Consider the following 11,617-nt stretch of genomic DNA (forward strand, 5'->3'; position numbering starts at 1 on the left):
CTTTCTTTTTGTTAAAAGTATGGTGTCGGTAATCTTTCACCATTAATAAAGTAGTTACCTATGGCTCTTGCTTTATACAAGGTTGGATTATGGGAAGCTAGTGTACGTATATTGCGCCAATGGCGATCTAGGTTAGCAGATTGCTTCGTTGCAGATGCGCCTCCTACTTCGAATAGCAATGTTGCTGCCTTAAAGGCTAATTCTTCTATAGCAACTTTTGCTTGAGAACCTTTTAATGCTGCCGTATGCTCTTTAGTAGGATCCGTTTTATCTAGAGAAGCCTCATCCAAACTCCTTGCAGCATCCAATACCATAGCTTCTGCTGCAAACGAAAAGCTTGATAGTTGACCTACCACTTGTTGAAGCTGCACATCCTTCTTCAAATCCTCTGTATTACCATGTGAAAAACTTCTTTTTCTTGTATGAATTAACTGAATGGCATCGGTAACTACATTTTTTAGAATCCCTGCAATAATTGCTTGTAAATATAGATGTGGTAAAGGTGCATACGTATTTTCTTGTTGAATAAAAATTTCATCAGCATCTACAGATACATGATCAAAAATGGTTGTTCCACTTCCTGTCAATTGTTGACCAATCCCATCCCAATCATCGAGTACTTTTACTCCTTCTCTTGTAACTGGGATAACTACGTTTACGTCATCGTCATCCAACATCGCTGTTACGAATGTATAATCCGCATAGTACGTTCCTGTAGTAAAATATTTTTCTCCGTATAAGATATACTGTTCACCTTCTTTCCGCAGCGTTGTATCATATTGCCTATCTCCTGCTTTGTGTTTTGAATTTTCTGTGTATGCATTACCTATAATTGCACCATTTTGAATTTCTTTTAACAGTCGTTCACGAAGTCGTGTAGGTGGAGCCTCCAACAAACTATGAACGGTCATGAAATGTGCGCGTAATATATGAGCGACATCGGGATCAGCTTCTGCTATTTTAATTACAGCTGTAAATAGTTCCTCTAATGATGCTCCTTTTCCCTGCTTTCCACTAGGTATTTGAATGGAAGGTATTTGATATTCTTTTAATAGTTGAATTGCCTTATAAGGATGTTGTCGACGTTCCTTCGTACTTCGTTCTTGAAAATCTGCTTTAATGTCATTTAGTAGCTGATCGAAATCCTCAGAAGAAATAGTTCGATTAACTTCTAATCTTGTAGCCATGTCACCACACTCCATTTCGATTATTTTGTGATTTCTTGATTAACTATTGGAAACTCGCTACCTGCACCTCCCCACAAAAATAAAAAGACAGCCTTCGCCATATTAATAATGGAGAAAAGCTGCCTTTAGTCGTCTAATCAGCAAGCAATAACTATAGAATTATTTAAAATATAAAAACCTCTTCTCAAAATAAGAAGAGGCTGAATGCACATAATCACTAATCTCTTCTTATCTATCAAGCTTGCAAGCTTGCAGGATTTAGCACAGTACCCATATAGGTCTGTTGCCGAAGCTTCAAAGGGCCAGTCCCTCCACTTCTCTTGATAAGAATATTTATTTAATTGTGGAATTTTCAGTAAATAAAATTTATCAGAATAGTCTTACAATGTCAACCATTATTTTTGAAAAAGTTTTAGAATTGTTTCTTGAAGTATCGTATAACCGACCATAGCCTTAGATTTTACGTTTAATTCTTCGTATTACTTCTTCATAAAAAGAGATCGGATGAGGAACAAATTTCTCCTTACCAACAATCTCATCATAACTTTCTCTGTTACCATATTTATTCATCTTGAATCCTTTTATGTTAAGTGATTCTCGTTCGCCAAACCATAATTGACTGAATTCCTCAAAATTAGCGAGGACAATACCTGCAACTTCATCCTCTTGAACGCTAAAATCATCTAAATTTTGTGTGCAGTGATATAGATAAACATGCGCGAATTCATTATCAATAAATTCGTTTTTTTCTACACTATATTTTATTGTTGTTAATTTTTCTAAATCTGTATAAGAAACTGGTATACCTACTTCTTCTTCAATTTCTCTGATACCATCTTCCACTGTTTCGTCATTCGTCAAATGACCAGCGGCTGTAATATCTAAAAGATTTGGGTAGTCTTCCTTATTCTCACTTCGTAGCTGCAAATAGATATAAACAACATCTTCGATTCGGGTGGTAAACCAGCAATGAAACGTATCATGCCAATAGCCAAATCTGTGAACATCACTACGCGGAGCTACACCTAGTTCCTTTCTATTCTCGTCAAAAATTTTTAATAATTCATCTGTCATCTATGTACCCCTTATTTTATAGATCTTACGTTCATTATAGTATAGACTACTTACTTCAGTTCGACATATGAAAAGGCACTCCTTCTTTTGGGAAGAGAGCACCTAATTGATTGTATCCGAATTATTTACGTAAGATTTTTTCCATAGCTTTACCTTTTGCTAATTCATCAATTAACTTATCTAAATAACGAATTTCCTGCATTAATGGTTCTTCAATCTCTTCAACTCGAACACCACAAATAACACCTTTGATTAAAGAACGAGAAGGATTCATTTGCGGAGCCTGTGCAAAAAATGTCTCAAAATCGATTTGTTTTTCTAACACTTCTTCTAACTCATCCTGGCTATATCCTGTCAGCCAACGAAGGATTTCGTCTACTTCTTCCTTTGTTCGCCCTTTTTTCTCTGCTTTATTAACGTAATGAGGATAAACACTAGCAAAACTCATTGTATATATTTTATGTTTCGTCATTATTCACCCTACTTTCATTCCTAAACTACCTTATTCAGCCATAACATCTGCATTTTCACGCTCGAAAGCTGCCAGCAATTGACGCACATCATCTGTCGACTCTGTATCCATTAATTCGTTTCGCAGTCCACCCGCACCACGAAAACCACGAACATAGATTTTAAAGAAGCGACGCAGCGGTTTAAATAGACGAGGTTCGACAGCTGAATATTTATCAAACAAATCCAAATGTAATCTTAATAAATCAAGCATTTCTTTGCTCGTATGTTCTTTTGCTTCTTTTTCAAACGCAAATGGATTTGTAAAAACTCCTCGTCCAATCATAATACCATCAACACCATATTTTTCTACAAGCTCCAAACCAGTTTGTCTATCTGGTATGTCACCATTAATGGTTAATAAAGTTTGTGGTGCAATTTCATCCCGAAGTGCTTTAATTTCCGGGATTAATTCCCAATGCGCAGGCACTTGACTCATTTCTTTTTTCGTACGTAAGTGAATGGATAAATTCACAATGTCTTGCTTTAATATGTGTGTTAACCAATCTCTCCATTCCTCAACTTTTGTGTAGCCGAGTCTTGTCTTTACACTAACAGGTAGTCCTCCTGCTTTTGCGGCTTGAATTAGTTCGGCTGCAACTTCTGGCCGACGGATAAGTCCACACCCTTTTCCATTACCTGCCACGTTTGCTACTGGACACCCCATATTGATATCAACGCCTTTAAAGCCTCTTTCCGCCATTCCAATGCTCATTTCTCGAAAATGTTCCGGCTTGTCTCCCCATATATGAGCAACTATCGGTTGTTCATCCTCTGTAAACGTTAAGCGTCCACGCACACTAAAACTTGCTTCTGGATGACAATAGCTCTCTGAGTTGGTGAATTCAGTAAAGAACACATCTGGTCTTCCTGCCTCGCTTACTACGTGACGAAATACTACATCCGTAACATCTTCCATTGGTGCTAATATAAAAAATGGCCGTGGTAAATCATGCCAAAAATTGTCTGTCATTTTGATACTCAATCCTCTCGTTATGGTAACCTTAGAACGTTACTATTATAACACGTTCCTGTCATTGCTACTTTTATCTTATATCAGCAACAGTGGATTTTTTCAAATGAAGAGGAATGGTTGATTCCGTAGTTTGCGTTAAATTTCCCCAATATTAATTAGGCATTCACACAATAGGCTGACTTGAATATTGTATTAAGGACTTTATTTTAGGGGGAAAAGCGTATGGATAAAATGAAAACACCAGCAACTCAACGTCACTTAGCTTGGCACGAAACACTAGAATTACACGAATTGGTTGTCTTTCAATCGGTTGGTTTGATGAAATTAAAACAAACTCATCCAAAAATTAAAGATCCTACATTAAAAGTTATTTATCAACAAGCAATTACCGCATTGAGCAAGAATATCGAAGAGCTACTTAGGTTCTACTCCATTGCAGCACACCCAGATCGAGACATAGAAGATCGGCAAGATAATTTACCTTTTTATGCGGGTGACCTTTTAAGCCTGACTAAAACATCGATTCGAAACTACGCCATTGCAATAACAGAAACAGCTACACCTCAACTTAGAGATGTATTGAAAAAGCAGTTGATGGCAGCTATCGACTTACATGCGACGGTGTATAATTATATGTACCAAAATAGTTTGTATCCTTCCTATGATTTAAATCGCTTATTAAAAAACGATATGAATTTAGCTGCAAAAGCTTTATCTGCACCTTATTAGAGACTGGATTTTATCTAGTTTCTTTTTTATTTTATCCACCGCTTCCCTTATCATACAATTCTAATTGGGAAGGCACCTACATTCACAAACTAGACGCCTTCCTTTTATCTTTATATTATAATTTTTTATTCCCTTTCCCTTTTAAGGCTTCTACTGCATTCATTAATATTCGAGGAATTGGAATACCTATACGACCAGCATTTTCAATGATACTCAACAATTCATTCGCTAAATAAAAGAAAATCACAGTATCTCTAAACATATTTGTTTGTCCACCAAGAGCTACATCTACTAAATGAGCTACACCTACAATAAGAAAAATTACTACTTTTTTTGCGATACCTTTCCAGCCAACCTGACTACTTAATTTACCTTGTATGCCAGAAGCAATCAGACCTGTTATATAATCTATAACTACGAATGCTAATAAAATATTTAACAACGCTGGCCACCCCCCAAATAGAAAGCTAGTAATCGCACCTCCTATTCCTACAATACCTTGAATTACTTTATCCATAAGAGCCTCACCTCTCTCTTTAGAGAATAAAAAAAGAGATTCTGAAGGTGTTTATTATTTTTTCTGAACATCATTGGATACTACTTTTTAAGTGACCATTTCATTTTTCATCTAGCTTGGACTATATTTTTCCTGACCAGCAGAATTATTTCTTACATTCTCTATTTATCTTTATTATCCATTATATTCAGTTTATGAATAGTGTGTGGTCAAGTATTAAAAATAGATGATAAATAGACGAGCAGTGATTTGAAAGAGAATTTTTGATGAGAGGTAGATATTTATGGGAGGAAATTTTGATGTATGTATAGAAGAATCTTTTTAAATCAAAAAACAATAAGCTCCCTAGTAGTAACAGATTTTCGAAAAATCCCATTACTTCGAGGGAGCGTATTGTAAAATTCATTTTAAATTATATGACTACTTAGACTGTGAGATTCTCCTTAAAGAAGTTGCTTAATTGGTTTTCGCGTTTATCAAGCATTATTTGTTCAGGCTTGATGCCTAGCTCCTGCAAGACTTCTATATTCTCTACAAGAAATTCGTCACTCCCAACGATATAGAAAAGCCCTTCCTTATCTTGTGCAAGGCTTTTTACTTCTTCGTAATAATCTTTACGATTATCAACGAACTCAGCTGTGAAATTCTTTTCAGCAACGGTTTTAAAAATATCAGGGAATAAGAAGTCTCTGGTCGAATCAACATTCAAGGAATGAATTTGCTTCACGTTATCTGCTTGCTCTAAATAATCGAGTACGAGCGGTCTAAACGTTGCTAGGCCGACACCCGATGAAAGTAAGTAAACATTTTTACCCTCTCTTTTTAGAGGAACATTCGAGTGAGTTTTAAAGATCGCTACCTCATCACCGACATCCAGATTTCTTAAGACCGTTTTAAATTCGGAGCACTTTTCTCTAATTCGTGTTGTAATACCGATTGTATTTTCGTATGGCATCGTAGAAATGGACATATGGCGAACTAGGCTACGATTTGGTTTATCCCCTGCATTGAAACCTTTTAATCCTAAATGAGTATGTGATCCTTCTTCCCAAGTGAAATCCTCAGGACAGTCTAGGAAATATGTTTTTATTTCGGACGTTTCTTCTACTATCTTGTTTATTTTCGTCCAGTATATTTTCATTAAATACTCTCCTTCATACATTCGTTATTTACAAGTATACCATAATTGATAACAATTCTCAATTAAACTTGTATGAATGTATGAAAGTTGCAAAACTCCATATACTAGCGAACGTAACTATAAGTATTGGTGGGTACATACTATGTCTTTCTTCAAAAAAAATAAGAGAATCTCAAGAACACGTAAGAAAAACCAAACTAGTAACTTAAATAGAACACAAGAAGATAAGAAAGAAGTTCTAATAGGTTCTAATATGGAAGAGACGATTAGTGACGTGAAACAGATTTTTAAGGAAGACAAGGATTTCATGGAGAGAAGACTTCTTATTAATGGAAAAACTCCAGCAGTTCTATTGTTCCTGACAACATTAGTAGATGGTGATAAAGTAGCTCGAGAAATTATTAAACCTTTACAACAAGCGTCTATTTCTAATGATACTTCTATACCGATAGAGCTATATTTAACCAACAATATACTTCCTGATACAAATACCACAATAATCAAAGATCAAGCAACATTAGTAGATGGAATTCTTCGAGGCAAAACAGTTTTATTAGTTAATGGTATGGAAGTAGCTTTAGGTATGGCTACCTACAAGCCAGAAAAACGAAGTATAGAACAACCAGAAGCTGAAAGAGCAGTTCGTGGGCCGAGAGATGGATTCATTGAACAAATTCATAGCAACATTGCTTTATTACGTAATCGACTTCCTGTTTCAGAGTTTCGAATCAAAGCTTTAGAAATCGGTGAGAAAACAAAGACAGCTGTTTCTGTTTGTTACTTAGAAAATATCGCAAATGAGGATTTAGTAGCTGAAGTTACTAAAAGAATAGAAGATATTAAGTTAGATCGTATTTTGGATTCGGGATACGTTGAAGAACTGATTCAGGACAATCCACGTTCTCCTTTCCCACAAATACAGGTTACAGAACGTCCAGATAAAGCCGTTGGAAATATTCTTGAAGGAAGAGTAATAGTCCTAGTCGATGGCTCTCCGATCGCTCTTATTGCTCCGGCAACGTTCAATATGTTTTATCATGCAAGTGAGGATTACAATCAGAATCCCATTATTTCTAGTGCTATCCGGATCATAAGATATTTGGCACTAGTATTCTCTCTTACGATTTCTTCCTTGTATTTAACGGTGCTCTCTTTCCATCCCGAGATGATTCCTACTCAATTTTTGGTAGCTGCTTCTAGTGGAAGGGCCGGGGTGCCATTTCCTGTTGTGATAGAGGTTATTTTAATGGAGATAGCTATGGAGATACTTCGAGAAGCAACAATTCGAATGCCTCAACAAGTCGGTGGGGCCTTATCAATAGTTGGTGTGTTGGTCATTGGAGAAGCAGCAGTATCAGCAGGATTTGTTAGTCCTATTACTGTAGTTATTATTGCACTAGCCACGATTGGTTCCTTTGTAACACCGTCGTATAACGCGACCGTGACTTTTCGTTGTTGAAATTTCCTTTAATCCTTCTTTCTGGAATCTTTGGCTTGCTTGGCTTAGCAACTGGACTTCTGTTCATCACGAATCATATGCTATCTCTGCGTTCGTTTGGCCTTCCTTATTTTATTCCTGTGACTCCCTGGATTAAAGAAGGATGGAAGGATACGATTATCCGCTTACCTTTACGATTGCTAACAAGCAGACCCCTTGAGCTAAAACCTAAGGATAAAATACGGTATTTTAGGCAAGCTATTGGAAAAAATAACTAGTTTCGTTATCGCAACTGTGTTTCTAGTTTTTATCGGTTTAGAGGCGAGGCATTACGCTGAAACTATACAAGGTTCTGTCTTACCGAACACACCTATTCATGCTTCAATCATATTAATTCTTTTGTTATGCTTATCTACCAGTTTCCAGCGAGTAGATACTTTTGCGTATATTCATTTTTTCTATACACCGTTTATTCTATCACCTATTTTAGTCATCTTAATTCCCTCGTTCCAAGATATGAGATTATACAATTTCACCCCGATTCTTGGTAACCATCCAACATGGGGAGGATTCATGAAAGGAGCAGTTGTTGTTGCGCAAGCAATTGGAAACATCCTTGTCATAACAATGATAATCCCTTTCATGCAAAAACCTAAAAAAGCAATTAAGGGAGCTCTATGGGGATTGTTGGTTGGAGGCTTAGTTGTGATTTCTCTTACCACTGTTACGGTAGGAGTGTTTGGAGAAAATGAGGTTAAAAATATGTACTGGCCATTTTTAAATCTAGGACGTATGGTTAATATTCCTGCAGATGTTTTGTCTAGAATAGATGCTATTCTTATCATTTCTTGGATTTATGGGGTATTTACTACTCTCCTTTCCTATTATTTTTTTATGGTAAGAGGATTTAGCGAGGTGTTTCAAGTCGAGCATTACCGGAAGATATCTATATTGGCCGCCCCTATTATTTACCTTATTTCCATATTACCTGATGATATCTACACGATGTATGATTACATACTTTGGTTTTCAAGGTACGGTATTGTTCCCCTACTGGCATATCCGTACATTCTTCTTCTCATCGCGGTTATTCGTAAGAAAAAGGGAGCTATTACATGAAAAAAATTACATTTCTAGCTTTATTCATAGTGTTTCTAACAGGTTGTTGGGATCAATACGAATTAGAAGATCGTGCAAACATTTTGGGGATTGCGATTGATGTAGCGGATGAAGAAGATATGGAGGACGTTACTCCTGTCACACACAAAAAAGGGGAATTTCCAGATACGGATGAGAAGGAACTAATTAAAGTAACTGCACAAATTGCACTCCCTGGTAAAATAAAGCTCGGTCCAGAGGGTGGGGAAGGAGAAAGCTCTTCTAAAAATGCATGGACAATTGAAACGGTGGGCTATACGGTGAATGATACGATGGCAAACTTACAACAGCAATTAGCAGAAAGACTGTATTTAGGTCATGTTCAAATTATCATCATATCTGAAGAAATTGCAAAAAAAGATTTATCCGAAATTAATGATTTCTTTAGACGGAATCCAGAGGTAAGGAGAACCTCGTGGATGGTAGTGAATGAAGGAGATGCAAAAAAAGTATTAGAAGCATCACCACCTGTAGAGACAGTACCATCTTTGTATCTGTCTGAAACTTTAAATAATGCGGTACGATTCGGTAAATTACCACCCGAATACTTAGGGAAATTTTGGATCGATCTAACAACAGATGGCATCGACGCAGCACTTCCTTCTGTTAAAGTAAAAGATAATGACCGTATTTTAGTAGATGGTATGTCATATTTTCATGGAAATAGTATGGCAGGGAAATTTTCACCAGTAGAAGTTGGCATTTATATGTCTATGAAGGACAGATCACCAGGGGGATATACCTATGCTGTAAAGCTCCCAGATGAAGAGGGGGTATATATGGTGAAACCAGAAAGCAAAAAAGGGGGTATTAGTGTAAAAGTAGTAGACGGTAAGCCGATTGCTGAGCTTCATATGGAGGTGAATGCAGCAATTGAGGAAGAAACTAAAGTGAAAAACTTGGATAAACATAAGGTAGAGGATGTAGAGAAAGAAGCAGAAAAGAAGGCAAAAGATTTAGGGGAACAATTAATTAAAAAATTACAAGACGAGGAATCGGATATATTTGGACTAGGTGCCAAAATTCGCTCAAAACACAGAAATTATTGGAATGAACAGATACAAACAATAGAGAAATGGAGAGAAGTATATAAAGATATGGATATTACGGTTGATTTTACTGTAAATATTAAAAGAACAGGAATGGAGTGGGAGTAAAGTAACTTGCAAGATAACATTCAGCCCTATAAACTTAAGCCTTCAAATGGCTCATTTGCTTATAGGGCTACTATTTTCTATAAATCACAGTCGCAGGCTTTATTACTAGAAGAAGGCTCGAGGAATTGATTTGTTAAGATGTAATTCGAACTATTTCAATAAATCTTTTAAAGCCAAATCAAGTTTTGGATATAAGAACTCAAATTTGTTTTCTAACAGTACGAATGGTACGACTTTTTGTCCCTCAAGCACGAGTTTGCTCTTTTCTCCAAGTGCTAATCTCATTGCGAATGATGGCACAGGAAACCAATGTGGTCGTCCTAATACAGTGCCGATTGTTTTACCGAAGGCTTTCATTCTTACTGGAGAAGGAGCAGTTACATTAATAGGACCGTGCATACCATTGTTTTTAATAACAAAAGATATAGCTCGGACAACATCCTCTACATGAATCCAAGAAACCCACTGTTTACCTGAGCCGATTGTGCCACCAGCGAGTAATTTATATGGCAAGGTCATTAATGGTAAGGCACCACCTTCCTTACCAAGTACTACACCGAATCTCATAAAGGTAGTACGAATGTTATACTTGTCACTTAGTTGTTCCGCTTTTCTTTCCCACTCTAGTACCGTTCTACCAAGAAAGTCATTCGGTTTAACTTTTGATGCTTCCGTATAAGTAGCTTCTAGAGATACAGGATATATCCCAATTGCGCTAGCGTTCATAAATATAGAAGGCTTATGAGGTAATCGCTCTACTATTCTTATTAACTCATCTGTAGCGATCATCCTACTTTGAACGATTTTCTCTTTATGTTTTTCTGTCCATCTTCCATCGTTAATGGAGACACCTGCTAAGTTAATAATCGCATCGATGTTTTCTAATTCCTTCTCTGGTGTTGTTCCTTCACTAAGCCATCTTACATACGTGATACCTTCAGATTTATCTCTTTCTTTTCTAGTGAGAATAATAACTTTATGTCCTTCTTTGACGAGAAGGTTAGATAACTTTTCCCCAATAAAGCCTGAGCCACCCGCGATGACAATTCGCATTCTTTCACCCCAATTAAAAATTCATGATTAGTAGTCTATGTGAATGCAAGGCTGAACTAATTAAACTTACATTTCCCTATTAATCATTTTTCAAGACATAAGAGGTTATTTCTTTTAGTACATTTTTACCTGCGCTAACAAATCGATAGACGTTACAGAAGGAATATATAGTACCGTCTTTAAATTTTAAAGTACCATTAACAGCTGCTGTATGACCATGTGTAATAACATTCAGCAACTCTAATTCAAGGACTCCCTTAGGAATTTTGCCTTCTAATGTATGGATAAAACTATCTCTACCTTGAACTGTAGAATCATTTACTATCGTCCATTTTATTTTTTCTGATGTAAAAGGAATAATTTTATCGGCATCCTTTTTAGCGCAAGCAACAATGAAATCTTGTAAAACTCTTTTTTTAGGCGCATTTCCACAGTCTTTAGAGCTTATAATTTTAATTTCATGAGCATCTGCATCCATTTAGCATTTCCTCCTCCTACTCGTAGTCTCCCATTAACAAATAATAGATAACTCGCTATCCTTTCATTCACTATATATGTTATCTTCCATATTTTCCATAAAAATTGGTATGTCAACACTAAACTGAACAATTTTTTAAAGGTAAACAAACTTATTTATAGCGCTCAAAATTTTAGCTCTCAGATGGAAAATAGTGCGT

At 36.3% G+C, this 11,617-nt stretch carries 11 protein-coding genes, 1 pseudogene and 1 riboswitch; of the genes and pseudogenes, 4 read left to right on the plus strand and 8 right to left on the minus strand.

What is annotated here, in order from left to right; all coding sequences use genetic code 11:
• Positions 1–11 precede the first annotated feature (11 nt).
• From GGQ92_RS11390 to GGQ92_RS11405, 4 genes are all read right to left on the minus strand, one after another.
• Complete coding sequence (locus tag GGQ92_RS11390) at positions 12–1,187, minus strand: acyl-CoA dehydrogenase family protein (RefSeq protein ID WP_184248767.1); 1,176 nt, start codon at positions 1,185–1,187, stop codon at positions 12–14.
• 225 nt (positions 1,188–1,412) lie between these two features.
• Positions 1,413–1,517, minus strand: a riboswitch (SAM riboswitch).
• Between the two features lie 123 nt (positions 1,518–1,640).
• Positions 1,641–2,261, minus strand: coding sequence for an NUDIX hydrolase (locus GGQ92_RS11395; RefSeq protein WP_184248770.1), 621 nt, complete (start codon positions 2,259–2,261; stop codon positions 1,641–1,643).
• 121 nt (positions 2,262–2,382) lie between these two features.
• On the minus strand, positions 2,383–2,733 hold the full coding sequence (locus GGQ92_RS11400) for a DUF2200 domain-containing protein (protein ID WP_184248773.1): 351 nt from the start codon (positions 2,731–2,733) through the stop codon (positions 2,383–2,385).
• 30 nt (positions 2,734–2,763) lie between these two features.
• Positions 2,764–3,744 (minus strand): tRNA dihydrouridine synthase, encoded by a 981-nt coding sequence (locus GGQ92_RS11405; protein WP_184248776.1) that lies wholly within the window; start codon positions 3,742–3,744, stop codon positions 2,764–2,766.
• Between the two features lie 225 nt (positions 3,745–3,969).
• Here GGQ92_RS11405 and GGQ92_RS11410 point away from each other — a divergent pair, with 225 nt between their 5' ends.
• Positions 3,970–4,476 carry a spore coat protein gene (locus GGQ92_RS11410; protein WP_184248779.1) on the plus strand — a complete coding sequence of 169 codons (507 nt, stop codon included), beginning with the start codon at positions 3,970–3,972 and terminating at the stop codon, positions 4,474–4,476.
• 115 nt (positions 4,477–4,591) lie between these two features.
• Here GGQ92_RS11410 and GGQ92_RS11415 read toward each other — a convergent pair whose 3' ends face one another.
• Positions 4,592–4,993, minus strand: a complete 402-nt coding sequence (locus GGQ92_RS11415) for a phage holin family protein (protein ID WP_184248782.1) — start codon at positions 4,991–4,993, stop codon at positions 4,592–4,594.
• Positions 4,994–5,417: 424 nt separating this feature from the next.
• A complete protein-coding gene (locus tag GGQ92_RS11420) occupies positions 5,418–6,134 on the minus strand; it encodes a dihydropteridine reductase (RefSeq protein WP_184248785.1) in 717 nt (238 codons plus the stop codon).
• A gap of 307 nt (positions 6,135–6,441) precedes the next feature.
• Here GGQ92_RS11420 and GGQ92_RS11425 point away from each other — a divergent pair.
• From GGQ92_RS11425 to GGQ92_RS11435, 3 genes and pseudogenes are all read left to right on the plus strand, one after another.
• Positions 6,442–7,850: pseudogene (locus GGQ92_RS11425) on the plus strand (spore germination protein).
• Positions 7,834–8,691 (plus strand): GerAB/ArcD/ProY family transporter, encoded by an 858-nt coding sequence (locus GGQ92_RS11430; protein WP_184248788.1) that lies wholly within the window; start codon positions 7,834–7,836, stop codon positions 8,689–8,691. Before GGQ92_RS11425 ends, GGQ92_RS11430 begins: the two are co-directional and overlap by 17 nt.
• Positions 8,688–9,887, plus strand: coding sequence for a Ger(x)C family spore germination protein (locus GGQ92_RS11435; protein ID WP_184248791.1), 1,200 nt, complete (start codon positions 8,688–8,690; stop codon positions 9,885–9,887). The genes GGQ92_RS11430 and GGQ92_RS11435 overlap by 4 nt, the downstream gene beginning before the upstream one ends.
• Positions 9,888–10,037: 150 nt before the next feature.
• Here the strand turns inward: GGQ92_RS11435 and GGQ92_RS11440 are convergent, their stop codons facing one another.
• Together GGQ92_RS11440 and GGQ92_RS11445 are read right to left on the minus strand one after the other, a co-directional pair.
• Entirely contained in the window at positions 10,038–10,940 is a 903-nt protein-coding gene (locus tag GGQ92_RS11440) for a TIGR01777 family oxidoreductase (RefSeq protein WP_184248794.1), read from the minus strand.
• A gap of 79 nt (positions 10,941–11,019) precedes the next feature.
• Positions 11,020–11,418, minus strand: coding sequence for a nuclear transport factor 2-like protein (locus tag GGQ92_RS11445; protein ID WP_184248797.1), 399 nt, complete (start codon positions 11,416–11,418; stop codon positions 11,020–11,022).
• Between the last annotated feature and the right edge of the window lie 199 nt (positions 11,419–11,617).

The organism is Gracilibacillus halotolerans (assembly GCF_014206945.1).
In the GTDB taxonomy this organism is placed as follows: Bacteria; Bacillota; Bacilli; order Bacillales; family Amphibacillaceae; genus Gracilibacillus; species Gracilibacillus halotolerans.

Coding starts and splice junctions, on each gene's coding strand:
- GGQ92_RS11415 (WP_184248782.1), bottom strand. CDS start 4,993: ATGGATAAAGTAATTCAAGGTATTGTAGGAATAGGAGGTGCGATTACT.
- GGQ92_RS11405 (WP_184248776.1), bottom strand. CDS start 3,744: ATGACAGACAATTTTTGGCATGATTTACCACGGCCATTTTTTATATTA.
- GGQ92_RS11395 (WP_184248770.1), bottom strand. CDS start 2,261: ATGACAGATGAATTATTAAAAATTTTTGACGAGAATAGAAAGGAACTA.
- GGQ92_RS11445 (WP_184248797.1), bottom strand. CDS start 11,418: ATGGATGCAGATGCTCATGAAATTAAAATTATAAGCTCTAAAGACTGT.
- GGQ92_RS11435 (WP_184248791.1), top strand. CDS start 8,688: ATGAAAAAAATTACATTTCTAGCTTTATTCATAGTGTTTCTAACAGGT.
- GGQ92_RS11390 (WP_184248767.1), bottom strand. CDS start 1,187: ATGGCTACAAGATTAGAAGTTAATCGAACTATTTCTTCTGAGGATTTC.
- GGQ92_RS11400 (WP_184248773.1), bottom strand. CDS start 2,733: ATGACGAAACATAAAATATATACAATGAGTTTTGCTAGTGTTTATCCT.
- GGQ92_RS11420 (WP_184248785.1), bottom strand. CDS start 6,134: ATGAAAATATACTGGACGAAAATAAACAAGATAGTAGAAGAAACGTCC.
- GGQ92_RS11410 (WP_184248779.1), top strand. CDS start 3,970: ATGGATAAAATGAAAACACCAGCAACTCAACGTCACTTAGCTTGGCAC.
- GGQ92_RS11440 (WP_184248794.1), bottom strand. CDS start 10,940: ATGCGAATTGTCATCGCGGGTGGCTCAGGCTTTATTGGGGAAAAGTTA.